Origin of the sequence: Candidatus Phytoplasma solani (assembly GCF_041729705.1) — a bacterium.
GTDB classification, from domain to species: Bacteria; Bacillota_I; Bacilli_A; order Acholeplasmatales; family Acholeplasmataceae; genus Phytoplasma; species Phytoplasma solani.
Map to the genome: position 1 here is coordinate 695113 of NZ_CP103788.1, position 17725 is coordinate 712837.

Sequence of the window (17725 nt, forward strand, 5' to 3'; positions counted from 1 at the left end):
TAAAATAATCAAAGGTTGTACAAAATGACCCCTCAAATAGATATTTGGTTAAAAAAATTAAATAAAAAACAAAATGAAGCTGTCGTTTCTCCCTCGCAAACAACTTACCTAGTGGCTGGAGCAGGAACTGGCAAAACAACGACTTTAACCACTAAAATTGCTTATTTAATCGAAAAAGAAAATATCGCCAGTCAAAACATCTTGGCTCTTACTTTCACCAATAAAGCTGCTAATCAAATGAAAGCAAAAGTTTTAGAAATGATTGGCGAAAAAAGTCGAGGAATTACTGTATGTACTTTTCACTCTTTGGGCAACCAAATTTTAAGACGTTTTATTGACCTTTTACCTTTCAACTATAACAAAAATTTCATTATTTTAGATAGCAAAGATAGTAATAAGATTATTAAAACTGTTTTAAAAGAGATGAAATTAGATCTAAAATCTTTCGAAATTAGCAAATTAAAACAACATATTTCTATCCTGAAAAAAAAAGATAACAAACAAGAAAATGAGCAAACTTTTTTAGATAAAACAACACAAACCGAACACAATCACCTAAATTATGTAAATAATCAAAATATTTTGACTGAAAAAATCAAAACCCAATATCAAAAGTATTTACAAAGCCATAATTTTATCGATTTTGATGATTTAATTTTATATACTTATCAATTACTCCAAGAACAACCCAAGGTAAAATCATTTTACCAAGAGAAGTTTCAATATTTGTTAGTCGATGAATTTCAAGATACTGATTTTTATCAATACCAAATTTTAACTTTTTTAACAGAAAAATATCGACGTATTTTTGTAGTTGGTGATCCAGATCAAAATATTTATTCCTTTAGGGGAGCACGTTTTGAAAATAGTCAATTATTTTTAAATAAATTTCACCCCCAAATATCGATTTTAGAACAAAATTATCGTTCTTCGCAAAGTATCTTAGAAAAAGCCAACCTTTTAATCAGTCACAACAAAGATCACCCCTTTAAAAAAACATTAAAAAGTCAGAAAGCTAGAGGCAATAGTGTTAATGCTCATTTTTTTGCAGATAGCCGTATTGAGGCACAATTCCTAATCCAAACCATCAAAACTTTAGTAAAAACATCAAAGCATCGTTATCAAGATTTTGCTATTTTATATCGTAATAATTCATTTGGAATATTTTTAGAAAAATATTTGCTTGCTGGAGGCATTCCTTATATAATTTTAGGAAACATATCTTTTTACCAAAGCAAAATAGTCAAAGATTTATTAGCTTATTTGCATGTAGCCGTTAATCCTTTGCAAGATTTTTATTTAAAAAGGATTATTAACGTCCCCAAAAGACAAATCGGTAAAATCACTTTGTCGCATTTAGAAAAAATTCAACAAGAAAAAAAAATATCTCTTTTTGAAGTATTAGATAATTTAAATGAGGTTTTAATTAGTGAAAACACCAAACAAAAACTCTATCAATTTAAAGATTTTATCAAAAACATCAATAATCAAATAATTAATAACCAATTTAATAATCTTAGTGATATAATTACTTATGTTAACCAAGAAACTCAATATTCTAAACAATTCACATCAACAAAACAAAAAAACTCTCAACAAGAAAATAACACTGACACCATTTTATCTTACATCGAAGAATTAAAATCGGTTTTACTACAAACTGATCAAAATTTAGAAGGCAACAATTTAGACAAACTAACTCAATTTTTAGAAGAAATTAATTTATATAGTGAAACTAGCCAAAATACTTCTCACAATAACGTCAGCAATAATTGTGTTAAATTATCAACCATTCATAAAGTTAAAGGTTTAGAATTTAAAGTGGTTTTTGTTTCAGGTTTAGAACAAGAAATTTTTGATGATAAAAATAATCTCGATGAATCTAGACGCTTGACTTATGTAGCTGTGACAAGGGCGCAAGAAAAATTATTTTTAACTGGCGCTTTTGAAAGAAAATTATACGGCGAAGTCCGCACATGCACACCATCGAGGTTTTTAAAAGAAATGGGTTTTGGTGCTAAAAAACATTTATCTTATTTGCCGAATCAAAATTTCTTTCAAAAAGGTGACCAAGTTAAACATCATCTTTTTGGTTTAGGAATGATCAAAGAATTACAAGAAAATTTAATTATTGTGAAATTTTTAAACCCACCGAGCATTAAACATTTTGATCCTTCTACCAATTTTCTTAAAAAAATATAAAATTAAAGGAGTATTGTTTATGGAGCATTATGCAATTTGGATTTCTATTTCGATTTTAACTATATTAAGTGTTTTATTTTTGTCCGATAGTAACGATTTCGTTTCTTTTAGCAGTAGTTCTTTTGGAGAAAAACAAAATCGAAAAATTAAAGGCGAACATTTCTTTTTTAATTTTTTACTCACTATTTTAACAATAGCTTGTTTCGCGCTGCTACTCTACCAACAAAAAAAAGGTTAGTTTAACAACTAGTCTTTTTTTTATTTTTAAAAAAGAAGTTTAAAATAAATAATTTTACAACAAACATATAAAAAAGAATGCTTTGCTTCTTTAAACCTATTTCGAGGTCTTATCTATGGGATATTTGATTGTATTTTTTTCTTGAGTTCTTGCTACAAGATAACTTGCAATTCGCTTTTATGAGTTGCTGTAATCCGTTATTCTTTCGAATAACTGACCGACTATATCCATTTAACGTTTATTGGTGTTAGCTATTGATTAGATAACTACGATATTTAGGCCTCTTTGGTACCCAAAGTCATTCATTTAAAATTTCTCTTTTCTTAAAAACCAAAAAAGACTAGTTATAAAAACTAGCCTATTTAGATATTAAAAATGAATTTATTTACAAATTTTTATTAACAGTACGCAAAAAATTATTAACTTAATAAAAAAGCTTGCAAAGTTTGCCAAGGTAAAGCTACACAATTAAGTTTATGAGGCAATTGATCAACTATATCTAACGCTTTTAAATCAGCATGCAGTTCATCTGGATTATAATCTTCTTTATTAATCATGGCTAAAAAACATTTGATTTTATTTAAAGAGGTGGTTTTATCTAAATTTTTCATATGCACCGACATTAAACTAGCAGAAGCAAGACACATTGAACAAGCGTTAGCCTTATATTTAAGATCTAAAATTTTATGATGTTCGGTTAATTTTACTTGCAAAATTACTTGATCGCCACAATAAGAAGTTTTTTTTTCAAATTGATGATAATCTTGCAATTTCACATTGGTTTGATTTTGAGGATTGCGATAATGATTTATAATTAATTTATGTTTTGCTTGATTTAACATTTCTTTTCACTCCTTTTAAACTTTGATTTAAATATTTTTATTCTATATATAATCTTTTGTGATTTTACCACGTTTCTTCCAAAACTACTAAAAGAAGGTCCGAAAGAAAAGCATCTAACAAGATTGTAGTTTTGTCTTAGTTAGTTTATCAATTGAAAAAACCTAGAATCTCTCCGTAAAGTCAAAAAAAACAAGAAAAAATCAGACACTCCCAAAGAACACCTATATATCAATGGTATCATAGAAAAATGTAAGCGGTCAGTTTGCCTAACAGACTAAGTAGATATTTAGAATAACTTACAAAATCCTAAAAACAGTTATTAAATGAACAATGTAGAAGTTAAAAACTTACTGCCCAAAAATAAGTAGTCAGAAAAATTCAAAACAATAATCAAAATATTATTGTAAACTGACCTCCCAGACAAAAAGTTAACAACTTTTATAAGGCCAAAAAAGTCAGCAAACTACCAACAAAATGATTCTAATAACCCTAAGAGGCAACAGATAAAAATCTGCCAAAGTAAGTAGAAAGCAAAGCACTTAGAAACTTACCCGCTACGTTTGGATGGAAGCAGATTGTAATAATTAATAATCTAGACCAAAAAGTCAAAAAACTAATGAATCGATAATAAAATCTCAAAACTATTCACCGAAACAATAAAGTAAACCACATACATCCTGCCTACAAGGATAATTCTATCAGTAAATCGCAATTCATCTATCTGTATAACCATCTTGCAACATTTTGGCGCGTTTTAAATTTTGATAATCTACCTTTAAGACTTGAAGGCCAATATTTTCTTTTTTAAATAAAACTTTGGCTTTATTGAAGGTATTTACAACCAATGACATCAGACTAAGTAATTATAATTTGTTTTGGGCAATTACATGTTATTCTTATTGCTTCTTTTTATAATTTTTTAATTTACCTTGTTGCGACAAGTTATAAATTGTTTTTTTGATGTTTTTTAATTTTAGTAAATTCAAAACAAATTTTTTATCTAGCTAATTAAGTTAAGATCACTATATCAGTATACATTAATGATAAATATAAATAAACATTAAAATTAAGATAAATTGGAAAAATAATTGATTTTTTAATATTTTATTCTTGCTTTTATTTTTTGTTTTGTTATAATTTAATCAGGTTTAAATAAAAAAATTATTAGAATCAAAGGAAAAACTTTAACATGAATAAAAAAGAAGAACTTTTACAAATAAGTTATCTTAACAAAGATGAAGTAGTTAAGCATTTAGACACAAGTGTTTTAGGGCTTACTAATGAACAAGTTTTAGAAAGACAAGAAAAACACGGAAAAAACATCATCAAACAAAGTAAATCTTTTAATTTTTGGAAACAATTTACCAAACAATTCACCTCTATTATGGCAATTTTATTATGGATAGCCGCTGCTTTGGCTTTTTTTCTTGGACAAGAACACCATCCAATAGGAATAGCTATTATTTTAGTCATTGTAATTAATGGAGTTTTTTCTTTTTCGCAAGAATATAAAGCAGATAAGATGTTATCTTCTTTAGGAAATATGATTCCAAAAAAAGTCCAAGTCTATCGAGGGCAAAAAATTGAAATGATGGATGTCACCGAATTAACCATCGGTGATGTTATCTTTTTAGAAACCGGCAGTCAAGTTCCGGTAGATGCACGCATCATTAAAGCGAATAGTTTTTTTGTTGACAATTCAATGTTATCAGGCGAAACTATTCCTTTAAACAGAAGTGAATTGGCAAATACCAATAATAATTGTTCGATTGCTGAAATCCCTAATTTAATTTATGCAGGGACAACAGTGACCCAAGGTAGTTGTTTTGCAGTTGTTTATGCAATTGGTAACAACACTCAAATCGGTGAAGTCTCTGACTTAGCTTCAAATATCGACAAAGGCAAAAGCATTTTAGATCAAGAAATGCATCACATAGTTAAAAAAGTAAGCATTATGGCTACTTGTGCAGCTATTTTTGTTTTTATAATTTATTGGTGGAAAAAAGATTTTGCTTCTGGAGAAGCTTTTAAAGCCTCCCTTATTTTTGCAGTTGGGATGTTAGTTGCTAATATTCCTGAAGGACTTTTACCAACAGTTAACTTAAGCTTAGCAATCGGTTCGCAAAGAATGGCTCAACAAAATGCTTTAGTAAAAAAAATTGCCTCTTTAGAAACTTTAAGCTCTACTACTGTCATTTGCACAGATAAAACAGGCACGTTAACCCAAAATCAATTAACAGTTCGAAAAATTTTAACCCCCGATAGTTTATTCAAATTTAATGGTTCTGGTTATAATGACCAAGCTAAATTTCAAATCTCAGAAGAAAATGTTGCTTATCAAAAGGGAATTGAAAAATTTTTAATTGCCTCTGTTTTATGTTCGGAAGCTAAATTAGTACCTCAAGAAAACAACCCTCATCAATTTGAATTAATTGGTAATCCGACCGAAGGATCTTTATTGATAGCTGCTAAAAAATACGGTTATAATTTAGACACCATCAAAAAAAATATCGAAATTTTACAATTAAACCCTTTTACCTCTGAACGTAAAAAAATGAGTGTTTTAATTAAAAATAATCATCAAAAACCATATGACACTAATGCAAAATATTTATTAGTTAAAGGAGCTCCTAACATTGTTTTAGAACAATGTAGTATGCAATACAAATTCCAAAAAGTAAGTCCTTTAAAAACACACGAAAAAGACTCTTTTTTAAAACAAAATGATCATTTTGCCAGCCAAGGTTACCGCGTGCTAGCTTTAGCTTACAAAAAAATCGAGCAAAATCAACCTTTAGAAGAGGATATGGTTTTCTTAGGTTTTGCTGTTAATTATGACCCACCAAGAGACGAAGTTAAAGAAGCTGTTAGCAATTTAACCAAAGCCGGACTCAAAATTACAATTATTACAGGTGATTATGGTTTAACTGCTGCTGCTATCGGTAAACAAATAGGAATTATTAAAGATGAATTTATTGGTTTAGATGGTTTTGAAGTAGAAAAAATGTCTGATGTTGAATTGCAAGAAGTTTTAAAAACCCAAAAACCAGTCGTCTTTTCACGTACTACTCCAAAACATAAATTAAAAATCGTTCAAGCTTATCGTGCAAATGGCGAAATTGTTGGTGTCACAGGTGATGGTGTCAACGATATTTTAGCCTTAAAAGCTGCTCACATAGGAATTGCAATGGGTAAAGCTGGGACTGATGTTGCTCGTAATACTGCTGATATGATTTTATTAGATGATAACTTTGCAACCATTGCCAAAGCGGTCTTAGAAGGTCGTTGCATCTATGAAAATATCAAGAAATTTATGACTTATGTTTTTGCCTCCAACATTCCTCAAATGTTTCCTTTTATCGCGATGATTTTTTTAGATGTCAAAAACTCTTATTTACCGGTTTTACAAATTTTAGCCATTGATCTATTGACTGACTTAATTCCTGCCATCGCTTTAGGAGCAGAACAAACAGATAGTAGTTTGCTGAGTCAAAAACCACGTAACACCAAAGACCACTTGATGGATGGCAAAGTGTTGCGAAGAAGTTATGGTTTTTTAGGCATCGTCGAAGGATTACTTTCTTTAGGTTTGTTTTATTACTTTTACCAAAATACACCAGAAAATTTCACTTTTGCTTCTACAATGGCTTTCGGAGCAGTTATTTTTGCTCAAGTAGGCAACGCCTTTGCTTGTCGTTCCAACAAACTTTACTTTTGGAAAAAATTAACCAAACCGAATAAAATTTTATATTACGGCATTGTAATTGAAATCTTATTCTTTATTTTAATTACTAAAGTTGGATTTTTTCAAAATATTTTTGAAACAAAAGATATCGAACCACAACAGTATCTATGGTTATTGTTATGTCCTTTCGTGTTATTATTGTTTGATACACTTTGGAAAAAAACATTTAGTGACAAACCAAAAACACATTCGATATCATAAGTTTAAACAACATCGATTAACCCAAAAAATACAAGATAAAGACTCTACTAATTAGAGTCTTTTTTTGTTTAAAACAAACTAACTGGTTTTTATCTTTTTCTCCTCTTTTCTTACCTTCCAATCACTTGACTTTACCAAAAAGACTTTTTATATGCTATAATTAACTTGTAAACTAGCAAAGACTTACAATTTTAGAAAGAGAAATGACCGAATTATTATGGTAATTATTCAACAAAATATCAAAAAGCAAAAACCACCCAGAAACCTTTTTAGGAATTGCAAAAAAGCAACATTTATCATTTTAGATGTCATCCTTTTGTATTTATTTATCTTTTCTTTAGGTAATGTATTATTTCCTAAACGTTGTGCCAACTTTTTAGGTTTAGCTGGTTTCCCGGTTGCTTCCAATAGTATGACACCTTTTATTTATGGTGAAGATGGCAAGATCGGTGATTTTATCTTTATTACAGGAGTCTGGGATCCATCCAATTTAAAACCCGTTGGTGGTTTTGATCAAAAAGAAAATCCAACAAGCAAACCACAAAGCATGGAAGAAAAACAAAAAGAAAAATATGACCCTAATAAAGGCGATATTATAGTTTTTGAAAACCCCCATTATCCAAATCAAAAACAACCAAATACTCCTCGCTTTATTATCCATAGAGTTGTTTATAATAATACAGAAAAAGGGCGTATTGGCACTTGGGGAGACAACAATAACAGCCAATTAGATTGTGAAAAAGAAATCCCTTATGACAAAGTTGTAGGTAAATTTATCTTCAAGGATCGTTACATCATTCCAGGAATCAAAAAATTCATAACTTTTATAATTGATTTTATTATAAAAAATCCAATCTATTCTTCCTTAGGGATCACTTATTTAGTAATCATGTTTTGGTTATTACGTATGATTAGAAAAACATAGAAATAAGAACAATAAATCCATGTGGCAAAAAATTATCATCTCACAAAAAAATGAATTATATTTTCAAAAAATAAACCAATTTTTGCAAACAGCCAAACAAAAACACCAAATTATCTATCCTAAGTCAAAAGATATTTTTGCAGCCTTTAAATTAACTCCTTTTGAAAAAGTCAAAGCCGTCATTTTAGGACAAGATCCTTATCACAAACCTAAGCAAGCTCACGGTTTATCTTTTAGCGTCCAAGGTAAAAAAAGACCACCTAGTCTTAATAATATTTTACAAGAATTAAAAAATGACCTCAACTTAGAAAGCAAAAGTAATAATTTAACCCCTTGGGCTTTGGAAGGAGTTTTGATGTTAAACGCTATTTTAACTGTGCAACAAAATCAACCCTTAAGTCATCAGAATATCGGTTGGCAAAAGTTTACTCAACATATTTTTCAAGTTTTACAAACAAAAAAAAATATCGTTTATCTTTTGTGGGGTAAATTTGCCCAAACTTATCAAAAATATATCATACCAGAAAATAATTACATTATCACAAGCCCTCATCCTTCGCCTTTTTCGGCTTATCGTGGTTTTTTTGGTTCCAAACCTTTTTCTAAAACTAATATTTATCTTAAAACTAACAACATTTCAACTATCAACTGGCAGCTTTAATTTTTTTTCTCAAAACAATCTTCTAAGAAAGGAAAGGTTTTTTATGAACCACATACAGCGTTTTTTTGCTAAAGTCACCACTTATCAAAACCAAAATATCAATTTGCCCCAAAGACAAACAAAAACAAGTGCCGGATACGACTTAGAAGCAGCTCAAAACATAGATATTCCACCGCAAACAATCAAATTAGTTCCAACCGGTATTAAAGCTTTTTTTGCACCAAATGAAGTCTTATTGATTTATGCTAGGTCTTCTTTGTCCTTGAAAAAACAATTAATGCTCGCTAATGGCGTAGGAGTAATTGACAGCGATTATTATAACAACCCACAAAATGAAGGTCATATTTTTATCCCTTTATATAATTTTTCTTCCCAAACAGTTACAATTACCAAAGGAGAAAGGATTGCTCAAGGGATATTTCAAACTTTTAATTTAAGCACTGAAGAACAAAAAGAACCTTCTTTTGTAAGACAAGGTGGTTTTGGAAGCACAACTAAAATATGATAATTTACCCCCTCAAAAGCAAAAAACCATTACCAAACGCTTTTAAATATGCTAAAATAGTTTAGGTAAATGTTATCTTTTGATTATTTTTATTGTTTTTTTATTTACTTTAACTTGTTTTCTTGTAGAAAAACAAATGAAAAAGAAAAAATAATTAAATTACGATATTCTGATATTCAATTTTTTTAAAATTTTTAGGTTTTTGCAACCTCAAAAAAAATAAATAAAAAAAATCAACATTTTAAATAATGTATTAAAAAAAGAAAAAGGAGTTATTAATAAATATGGCAGTAGTTACAATGAAACAATTATTAGAATCAGGAGTGCATTTTGGTCATGCCACTAGAAAATGGAATCCAAAAATGAAAAATTATATTTTCACTTCCCGAAACGGCATTCACATCATTGACCTTAAAAAAACCTCAGATCAAATTGAGGTCGCTTATAAAGAATTATTAAAAATCATTAACGAAGGCGGAAAGATGTTGTTTTTAGGCACTAAAAAACAAATCCAAACAGCTATCCGAGAAGAATCACAACGTTGTGGACAATATTACGTTGACCACCGCTGGTTAGGAGGAACTTTAACTAACTTTAACACTATTTTGAAACGCATCAACTTACTTCACTCCTTACACAAGCAAGAAGAAGATGGCATTTGGCAAAAGTTACCCAAAAAAGAAGTAGTGCAATTAAAAAGAAAAAGAGAAAAATTAGAAAAATTTTTGGGCGGAATTAAAAATATGAAAGAATTACCAAAAGGTCTTTTTGTTATCGACCCAGAAAAAGAAAAAAACGCCGTCGCCGAAGCTCGTAAATTAAATATTAAAGTTTTTGGAATTGTAGATACTAATTGTAACCCTGATTTAGTAGATTATATTATCCCTGCTAATGATGATGCTATTAGAGGAGTTAAGTTAATTACTTGGGTCATCGCTAATGCTTGTGTTGAAGGAAGTGGTGGAGTGGCTGAAAAAGCTGATCAATTTGACGCTAAAAACGTTTTAAAACCACAACCTACTTATCAACAAAAACGCAGACCTCATCAAGAAAACCCAAGAAAAACGACTTTTAATCCAGGGAAAAAAATAAACAACAATTAACAATTTGCAAACAGTAAAAATTTTAGAAAGAGATGTTTAAAAAAATGAAAATTACAGCAGACATGATTAAAGAATTAAGACAACAAACTCACGCTGGTATGGTTGCATGCAAACAAGCATTAGAACAAACAGAAGGAAACTTACAAAAAGCAATTATTTTTTTAAGAGAAAAAGGCATTATTAAAGCGGCGCAAAAACAAGGTCGTGTTGCTTCAGAAGGCTTAACAAACATTGTATACGCCGAAAATAATGCTTTTTTATATGAATTAAACTCAGAAACAGATTTTGTTGCCAAAAATGAACATTTTCAACAATTAGTTTCTATCTTAGGAGAAGTGATTCTCAAAAATAAATTACAAACTGTCGAAGAAGTTTTAAACTCCACTTATCAAAATAAAAAAATCAAAGATTTATTATTAGAAAAAACTACTATTTTAGGTGAAAATATCACTCTTAAACGAATTTTAAAGGTGACTAAAAAAAAAGAAGAAATTTTTGGCATTTACAAACATCAAGGCGGACGTATTGGCGTTTTGGTAGTCTTAAAAAACAATCATCCTTTAGTGGCTGAAGATATTGCAATGCATATCGCTGCTTTTAACCCTAAATTTTTAACTCCCGAAAAAGTTAATCTGTCATTTTTAAGCACAGAAAAAAGCATCTTAAAAAAACAAACCGAACAACAACTTTTAGAAGCCAAAAAACCTTTACATATATTAGATAAAATAGTAGAAAATCGTTTAAACAAAATGTTAAAAGAAATTTGCTTATCAGAACAACCTTTTGTTAAAAATTCTAATCAAACAGTTAAAAATTATCTTCAAACCAATAACACAGATGTAGTTGCTTATTTTCATTGGTCAATCACTAATCAATAATTTTTTTTTTAAACCAAAAAATCTAACTGGCGAATTATCCCTAAATATCAACAAAAAAGGTTAAAAAATGTATAAAAAAATTCTTTTAAAATTAAGCGGTGAATCTCTCAAAGGAAATACTTCATATGGCATTGACCCCATCACTATTAAAAAAATTGCTTTAGAAATTAAAGAAATTAGCGACTTAGGCGTCCAAATTGCAATTATAGTAGGGGCAGGCAACCTTTGGCGCGGACGCATCGGTGAAGAACTAGGCATGGATCGTTCGCAAGCTGATTATATGGGGATGTTAGGAACTATCATGAATTCTTTAGCTTTACAAGATGCTTTAGAAAAAACACAAACTATTACACGTGTCATGACAGCTTTTCCTGTGACAACAGTGGCAGAACCTTATATTCGTCGAAAAGCTATTCGTCATTTAGAAAAAGGTAGAGTAGTCATTTTAGCCGCTGGCGCTGGTTCGCCTTATTTTTCAACTGATACCGCAGCCGCTTTAAGAGCAGCTGAATTACATGTTAATGTCATTTTGATGGCAAAAAACAACATTGAAGGGGTTTATAATAAAGACCCGAAAAAACATGATGATGCTGTTTTGTTAAAAAAAATTAAGCACGAGCAAATTTTATCGCAAAGATTGGCTGTAATGGATATTACAGCTGCCGCCTCTTGTTTGGACAATAATATCGATATTTTAGTTTTTAACATGCTTGAACCCGGCAACATTAAAAAAGCTGTTTTACAAAAAACAATTGGTACTATTATCAGTTCAAAAGGAGAGTAAAAATGGATCAACTTGCCAAAGAAATAATTTTATTAACCGAAAAAAAAATGTCTCAAGCGCGAGAGATAATGTTAAAAAATTTTAGTGATATCAGAACTGGTTGTGCTAATCCTAATATTTTAAATAAAATAAATATTAGTTATTATGGTACTATAACTCCTTTAAATACATTATCTTCTATTAGTGTTTCTGGAGGCAACCAATTAAACATTAGTCCTTATGAAAAAACTTTAATCCCTGCCATCAAAAAAGCCATTTTAGCCTCTGATTTAGGGATTACTCCTGAAACTGATGGAGTTGTTTTAAGGCTTAATTTTCCTAAACCGACAGAAGAAAGAAGAAAAGCCTTAACCAAAGAAGTAAACATCATAGCTGAACAAACCAAAGTAATAATGAGAAATATTCGTCGAGAAAGTAATGATAAAATTAAAAAAATTGCCCTTACTAAAGATTTAGAAACTCTACATTTAAGTAAAATCCAAACTTTAACCGATAAAAATATTAAAATGGTTGAAAACGAAACCACTAACAAAAACAAAGAACTATTGAAAGCTTAATTTTGAAAAAATATTTTAACCTAATGGAGGTTTTTTTATGATAAAAAAGAGAATAATGACAAGTTTTGCCTTGGTGTTATTCTCTTTTTTCTTTTACTTTTGTTGTCTTTATAAACCTAATGAAATTACAATATTATTTTTCATAGCTTTCACAATCAAAGCTAGTCAAGAAATGTTAATTATTTTTAACCAAGAAAAAAGAAAAAAAGACTCACGCAAACATTTTTTAATCATCTTCTTAACTGTATTATTTTTTCTTAGTGTGTTTATCTTTTTGTATAATACTTACCCATTTCTGGACAAAAAGGAATTTTCATTCAATTTATTCAATTTATTCAATTTATTCAATTTATTCGATTTGAAAAAATATCATTTTTTTTTACTGTTGTTGCCTTTGATGTTGCTATTACTATCTTTTGTGTTTTTGCCTACTTGGAACACTGCCGATCTAGGGAAAACTTTGTTGATTATGTTTTATATCGGTATTAGTATGGCTTGTCTTTTAACTTTAATCTTATTACCTGGCCGTTATCTCTTTTTTTTTGTTTTAATAGTGGTCTTAACTGATTCATGTGCTTTTTTGGCTCGCTTTAAAAATTTTTTACCTTTTCTAAATTTAGGTCCGTTAGTGCCTCATTTGAGTCCACAAAAAACGAAAAAAGGAGCAATTTTAGGAACTTTTGGTTCTGTAATAATCACTACTTGTCTTTTTGTCTCATTTAATGATAACCAGATTAATTCTTTCCCTTTATTCATTTTTTTTGCTTTTTTAATTTCTATTATTTCGCAAATCAGTGATTTATTGGCTTCTAAATTCAAAAGAGAATTTCAGATTAAAGATTTTGGCAACATTTTTCCTGGTCATGGAGGAATGTTAGATCGCTTTGATTCTTGGTTATTAACTGCCTTTTTCGCACTTTTTTGCTTTCATTTTCCATTCTTATAAGTTTTTGGATTGTAATTTCTTAATTTAATATTACACTTTTTCACTTAAAATGTGGTATAATTCTATGTGATATAATTTTATTTTTAAAATTAAGAGATATTGTCATTATTTTTTTGTTTTCTTCATCCTTTCAATAATAAAAAAAGATTTTTTTGTACTAATTTAATTTTTTGACAAAAGAAAATTAAAAGGAGTTGTTTTATGAAACATCAACAAAGAATTAAAGTTATCGCCTGTAATTGGAAAATGTATAAAAATAAACCTGAAGCTCTAAATTTTATTAAAAAAGTTAATTTTTTCGTTCCCAACCCGAAAGAAGTAGAAACTATTATTTTTGCTCAAAGTACTTTATTAGATCTTTTAGTCCAAAACCAAGGTAATAACCTTAAAATTGGGGCTCAAAATATGTTTTATGAAGACGAAGGAGCTTTTACAGGTGAAATTTCACCTCTTAATTTGAGGTCTTTCGGAATCAATTATGTTTTGTTAGGACACAGCGAAAGAAGAAGTCTTTTTGGCGAAACAGATCAATTAGTTAATTTGAAACTATTAAAAGCTCTTCAACACAATTTAACTCCTATTTTGTGTTTAGGTGAAACTTTAGAAACTAAAGAAAACAACAAAACCCAAATCTTCTTAGAACAACAACTAACCAACACCTTAAAAGAGGTTTGTAGTCAAGCTTTAGAAAAAACCATTATTGCCTACGAACCTGTTTGGGCAATCGGCACCGGTAAAACCGCAACCCCACAAGATGCCAATTTCACCATTAAACAAATCAGAAATAAAATTGCTACCCTATATTCTCCTCAAACAGCAGAAAAAGTAAGAATTCTTTATGGTGGTTCTGTTTCTTGCGATAACGTGAAATCTATTTTAGAACAAAGTGCTATTGATGGTGTTTTAGTAGGAAAAGCCGCTTTACAAATTGAAAATTTTTTATTTTTCACCCAAACTGCTACTGACCTCATTCCAGCTGATGCCAAAAAGACTTACGAAAAAGATGATTGTTTATTTTGTCGTTAATCATAATTACATTAACTTATTTAAACTATTTACTTTAAAACAAATATCATAAGGAGTTTTTTTAATGAATCCAAACAAAAAGATATTTTTTTTTTTTTTGATATCGATGGAACTCTTTTAAGTTCTAAATATAAAAAAATATTTTCTCAAACAACTAAAGCTATTAAAGAATTAGCCCAAAACCCCAACGTGATTTTAGGGATTGCTACCGGTAGAAACATTAAAAGAATTGATGTTTTAGGCGAATTGCTTCCCTATTTTAAACATTTAATCTTATTTAATGGAGGGATGACTAGAATTTCAGATAAGATTATTGACGATCGACCTTTTGCTAAAGAGTTGATCGAAGAATTAATTCAAAAAGCTCATCAAGCCAAAATTTATATCGGTCTGACAGGGTTAACCCAAGAAATTATACCCAGTGAAAAAAATATCATCCCTACTTCTTTACAAAAGCTTTATTTCACTAACAAAAATTCTATAGTTGATCCTCATTTTCATCTGCATAACAATGTTTATCAAGTTTGGTTATTTGAACCTAATCGCGAAAAACTAGAAACCTTTTTAAAAGATTTTCCACAATTACAAAAATATTATTGGCGCAGTGACGGTGGTGTTGATTTAGTTCCTCCAAAAATAAATAAAATTTGTGGAATTAAATTAATTAAATCTTTATATCCAGAACATCAATTAATTTGTGTAGGAGATGGCTATAATGATGTTGACATGATTAAATATGCTGATATCGGTATAGGGATGGAAAACACAAATTGCCCGAAAGTTAAAGAAATTGCAAACATAATAGCGCCTCACATCGATACTAATAAATTTTATTATTTTTTAAAACAAAATAATTTAATATAATTTTTGAACTTAAAACAAGTAATCTTTTTTTAATTGTATTTATCAAAAAAAAAAAAAATTAATAATGATTTTAATTTCATCTTATAAAATCAAAGAAAGAGTTTCCTTAAATGTTAACTTCAGATAAAAAAATTATTTTAAAAGCTTATCAGCAAAATTACGCTATTGCGCAAGTAAATATCAACAATTTAGAGTGGACAACAGTTGCTTTACAAACAGCCCAAGAATTAAATTCTCCTGTTATTTTAGGAGTTTCAGAAGGAGCTGCTAAATACATGGGAGGATTAAAAACAGTTGTTGCTATGGTAAGAGAACTAGATACCTTTTATAAAATTTCTGTCCCAATCATTCTCCATTTAGATCATGGTTCTTATAATGGAGCCTTGCAAGCAATCGAAGCCGGCTTTACTTCTATTATGTTTGATGGCAGTCATTTTGACTTTGCAACCAATTTAAGTAAAACTAAAGAAATGACTAAATTATGTCACGATAAAGGGCTTTTAATAGAGGCTGAAGTTGGAGGCATCGGCGGCGAAGAAGATGGCATTATCGGTCAAGGAGAAATAGCTGACCCAGAAGAATGCAAACAAATAGCTGATGTAGGCATTGATATGTTAGCTGCTGGCATCGGTAATATTCACGGTAAATATCCAGCTAACTGGACAGGACTTAATTTTAAGATTTTTGCTAAAATTAAAGAATTAACCAACGGTAAAATCCCTTTAGTATTACATGGAGGCACTGGCATTCCTGAAGATATGATTAAAACAGCTATTTCTTTAGGGGTAGTCAAAATTAACGTCAACACAGAATTTCAATTAGCTTTTGCGCAAGCCACTCGACAATACATTGAAGATAAAAAAGATTTAATAGATAAAGGTTTTGACCCACGTAAGTTATTACGTCCAGGTATGCTAGCGATCAAAGAATTAATGAAATATAAATTATCTCTTTTTGGTTCTGTCAACAAAGCTTAACAAAGCTTATTTTTGGCATAAATATTAAAAATTAAAAGGTGTAGCCACTATGAAGACTCAATTAAATACTTTACAGATCAAAAATAAAAAAGTTTTATTGAGGGCTGATTTAAATGTCCCTCTAGAAAATAACGTTATTACAGATGACAATAGAATTAAAGCTATTTTGCCAACCTTAAAATATTTAATCCAACAAAAAGGTAAAATCATTATTTTTTCTCACTTGGGCAGAATCAAAGACGAAACACAAAAAGTTAATTTTAGTTTAAAACCGGTGGCACAAAATTTATCTTTGCAATTACAACAAAAAGTTACATTCGTGCCATTAACCAAAGGCAAATTACTAGAACAAGCAATTAATGATTTATCTCCAGGTGATGTGTTGATGGTCGAAAATACTCGATTTGAAGATTTAAATAACAAAGCTGAAAGTAACAACAGTCCTGCATTAGGTAAATATTGGGCATCTTTGGGAGATATTTTTGTCAATGATGCTTTTGGCACCTGCCATCGCACTCACGCAAGCAATGTCGGAATTGCAACCCACATCAAAGAAAAATGTTTTGGTTTTTTGATAGAAAAAGAAATCAATTTTATTCAAAAAATCATTAATTCTCCCCAGAGACCATTAATTGGTATTTTGGGTGGTTCAAAGGTATCTGATAAAATAGAATTAATTAAAAATATGTTGCAAAAAGTAGATTTTCTTTTAATCGGAGGTGGAATGAGTTATACTTTTTTAAAAACTCAAGGCTTTAATATCGGCACCAGCTTATTAGAAACAGATAAAATCCCTTTAGTTAAACAACTATTAGCCTCTCCAGAAGCTAAAAAAATAATTTTACCAAAAGATTTTGTTTGCGGAAAAGAATTTTCACCTGATACTGAGGCTATAATTTATCCTTACTCTCATATCCCTAATGATGTAATGGGACTTGATATTGGCCCCAAAACAATTGAACTTTTTAAAAGTTATTTACAAAAAGCTAAAACGGTTGTTTGGAATGGCCCTGTAGGTGTTTTTGAATTTGAAAAATTCAGCCAAGGCACTCGCGTATTAGCTCAAATCATCAGCTCATTACCCAAAACAACAACTACGATTATTGGAGGAGGCGATAGTGCAGCAGCTGTTTTTAAATTTGGTTTAGAACACCATTTTAGCCATATTTCAACTGGTGGAGGTGCTTTTTTAGAGTTTTTAGAAGGCAAACCAATGCCAGGGCTTGCATGCATTAATAAAATATAAATTGAAAAATAAAAAAAGAGGTTT

Annotated in this window: 16 protein-coding genes and 1 pseudogene; 15 read left to right on the forward strand and 2 right to left on the reverse strand. The window is 29.7% G+C overall.

Annotated elements, in window-relative coordinates:
* The first annotated feature begins 24 nt into the window (after window positions 1-24).
* Window positions 25-2202 (forward strand): ATP-dependent helicase, encoded by a 2178-nt coding sequence (locus tag psc1_RS03345; protein ID WP_023161209.1) that lies wholly within the window; start codon window positions 25-27, stop codon window positions 2200-2202.
* 19 nt (window positions 2203-2221) lie between these two features.
* Entirely contained in the window at window positions 2222-2440 is a 219-nt protein-coding gene (locus psc1_RS03350) for a hypothetical protein (protein WP_122225474.1), read from the forward strand.
* Window positions 2441-2859: 419 nt separating this feature from the next.
* Here the strand turns inward: psc1_RS03350 and psc1_RS03355 are convergent, their stop codons facing one another.
* Window positions 2860-3282, reverse strand: coding sequence for an iron-sulfur cluster assembly scaffold protein (locus tag psc1_RS03355; RefSeq protein WP_122225473.1), 423 nt, complete (start codon window positions 3280-3282; stop codon window positions 2860-2862).
* A gap of 714 nt (window positions 3283-3996) precedes the next feature.
* Window positions 3997-4134, reverse strand: a complete 138-nt coding sequence (locus psc1_RS03360) for a hypothetical protein (RefSeq protein WP_373375591.1) — start codon at window positions 4132-4134, stop codon at window positions 3997-3999.
* Between the two features lie 338 nt (window positions 4135-4472).
* Between psc1_RS03360 and psc1_RS03365 the strand changes: the two genes are divergently transcribed.
* The 13 genes and pseudogenes from psc1_RS03365 to psc1_RS03425 all read left to right on the forward strand — a co-directional run bounded on the left by psc1_RS03365 (window position 4473) and on the right by psc1_RS03425 (window position 17701).
* The gene (locus psc1_RS03365) at window positions 4473-7229 is read left to right on the forward strand and encodes a cation-transporting P-type ATPase (protein WP_023161607.1); all 2757 of its coding nucleotides are present in this window, start codon (window positions 4473-4475) and stop codon (window positions 7227-7229) included.
* A 217-nt stretch (window positions 7230-7446) separates the two neighbouring features.
* On the forward strand, window positions 7447-8154 hold the full coding sequence (locus psc1_RS03370; protein ID WP_023161608.1) for a S26 family signal peptidase: 708 nt from the start codon (window positions 7447-7449) through the stop codon (window positions 8152-8154).
* A gap of 13 nt (window positions 8155-8167) precedes the next feature.
* Window positions 8168-8815 (forward strand): annotated as a pseudogene (locus tag psc1_RS03375) (uracil-DNA glycosylase); the annotation flags it as partial.
* A 43-nt stretch (window positions 8816-8858) separates the two neighbouring features.
* Window positions 8859-9320: a dUTP diphosphatase gene (gene dut / locus psc1_RS03380; RefSeq protein ID WP_023161610.1), complete on the forward strand. Its 462-nt coding sequence runs from the start codon at window positions 8859-8861 to the stop codon at window positions 9318-9320.
* 284 nt (window positions 9321-9604) lie between these two features.
* Entirely contained in the window at window positions 9605-10423 is an 819-nt protein-coding gene (gene rpsB / locus psc1_RS03385) for a 30S ribosomal protein S2 (RefSeq protein ID WP_023161611.1), read from the forward strand.
* Window positions 10424-10467: 44 nt separating this feature from the next.
* A complete protein-coding gene (gene tsf / locus psc1_RS03390; protein WP_023161612.1) occupies window positions 10468-11301 on the forward strand; it encodes a translation elongation factor Ts in 834 nt (277 codons plus the stop codon).
* 67 nt (window positions 11302-11368) lie between these two features.
* Window positions 11369-12085, forward strand: coding sequence for a UMP kinase (gene pyrH / locus psc1_RS03395; protein ID WP_023161613.1), 717 nt, complete (start codon window positions 11369-11371; stop codon window positions 12083-12085).
* A 2-nt stretch (window positions 12086-12087) separates the two neighbouring features.
* Complete coding sequence (gene frr, locus psc1_RS03400) at window positions 12088-12642, forward strand: ribosome recycling factor (protein ID WP_122225470.1); 555 nt, start codon at window positions 12088-12090, stop codon at window positions 12640-12642.
* A 37-nt stretch (window positions 12643-12679) separates the two neighbouring features.
* Window positions 12680-13588, forward strand: a complete 909-nt coding sequence (locus psc1_RS03405; RefSeq protein ID WP_122225469.1) for a phosphatidate cytidylyltransferase — start codon at window positions 12680-12682, stop codon at window positions 13586-13588.
* A gap of 201 nt (window positions 13589-13789) precedes the next feature.
* Complete coding sequence (gene tpiA / locus psc1_RS03410; protein WP_373375593.1) at window positions 13790-14614, forward strand: triose-phosphate isomerase; 825 nt, start codon at window positions 13790-13792, stop codon at window positions 14612-14614.
* Window positions 14615-14716: 102 nt separating this feature from the next.
* On the forward strand, window positions 14717-15478 hold the full coding sequence (locus tag psc1_RS03415) for an HAD-IIB family hydrolase (protein ID WP_274542045.1): 762 nt from the start codon (window positions 14717-14719) through the stop codon (window positions 15476-15478).
* A 110-nt stretch (window positions 15479-15588) separates the two neighbouring features.
* The gene (fba, locus tag psc1_RS03420; protein WP_023161454.1) at window positions 15589-16455 is read left to right on the forward strand and encodes a class II fructose-1,6-bisphosphate aldolase; all 867 of its coding nucleotides are present in this window, start codon (window positions 15589-15591) and stop codon (window positions 16453-16455) included.
* Window positions 16456-16504: 49 nt separating this feature from the next.
* Window positions 16505-17701: a phosphoglycerate kinase gene (locus psc1_RS03425; RefSeq protein WP_122225466.1), complete on the forward strand. Its 1197-nt coding sequence runs from the start codon at window positions 16505-16507 to the stop codon at window positions 17699-17701.
* The last annotated feature ends 24 nt before the right edge of the window (window positions 17702-17725 follow it).

What these genes read in the sequence shown, in the direction of transcription:
- frr (WP_122225470.1), top strand. Translation starts at nt 12,088, where the DNA reads ATGGATCAACTTGCCAAAGAAATAATTTTATTAACCGAAAAAAAAATG.
- pyrH (WP_023161613.1), top strand. Translation starts at nt 11,369, where the DNA reads ATGTATAAAAAAATTCTTTTAAAATTAAGCGGTGAATCTCTCAAAGGA.
- psc1_RS03425 (WP_122225466.1), top strand. Translation starts at nt 16,505, where the DNA reads ATGAAGACTCAATTAAATACTTTACAGATCAAAAATAAAAAAGTTTTA.
- tsf (WP_023161612.1), top strand. Translation starts at nt 10,468, where the DNA reads ATGAAAATTACAGCAGACATGATTAAAGAATTAAGACAACAAACTCAC.
- psc1_RS03360 (WP_373375591.1), bottom strand. Translation starts at nt 4,134, where the DNA reads ATGTCATTGGTTGTAAATACCTTCAATAAAGCCAAAGTTTTATTTAAA.
- psc1_RS03365 (WP_023161607.1), top strand. Translation starts at nt 4,473, where the DNA reads ATGAATAAAAAAGAAGAACTTTTACAAATAAGTTATCTTAACAAAGAT.
- psc1_RS03355 (WP_122225473.1), bottom strand. Translation starts at nt 3,282, where the DNA reads ATGTTAAATCAAGCAAAACATAAATTAATTATAAATCATTATCGCAAT.
- psc1_RS03405 (WP_122225469.1), top strand. Translation starts at nt 12,680, where the DNA reads ATGATAAAAAAGAGAATAATGACAAGTTTTGCCTTGGTGTTATTCTCT.
- tpiA (WP_373375593.1), top strand. Translation starts at nt 13,790, where the DNA reads ATGAAACATCAACAAAGAATTAAAGTTATCGCCTGTAATTGGAAAATG.
- rpsB (WP_023161611.1), top strand. Translation starts at nt 9,605, where the DNA reads ATGGCAGTAGTTACAATGAAACAATTATTAGAATCAGGAGTGCATTTT.
- psc1_RS03350 (WP_122225474.1), top strand. Translation starts at nt 2,222, where the DNA reads ATGGAGCATTATGCAATTTGGATTTCTATTTCGATTTTAACTATATTA.
- psc1_RS03370 (WP_023161608.1), top strand. Translation starts at nt 7,447, where the DNA reads ATGGTAATTATTCAACAAAATATCAAAAAGCAAAAACCACCCAGAAAC.
- psc1_RS03345 (WP_023161209.1), top strand. Translation starts at nt 25, where the DNA reads ATGACCCCTCAAATAGATATTTGGTTAAAAAAATTAAATAAAAAACAA.
- dut (WP_023161610.1), top strand. Translation starts at nt 8,859, where the DNA reads ATGAACCACATACAGCGTTTTTTTGCTAAAGTCACCACTTATCAAAAC.
- fba (WP_023161454.1), top strand. Translation starts at nt 15,589, where the DNA reads ATGTTAACTTCAGATAAAAAAATTATTTTAAAAGCTTATCAGCAAAAT.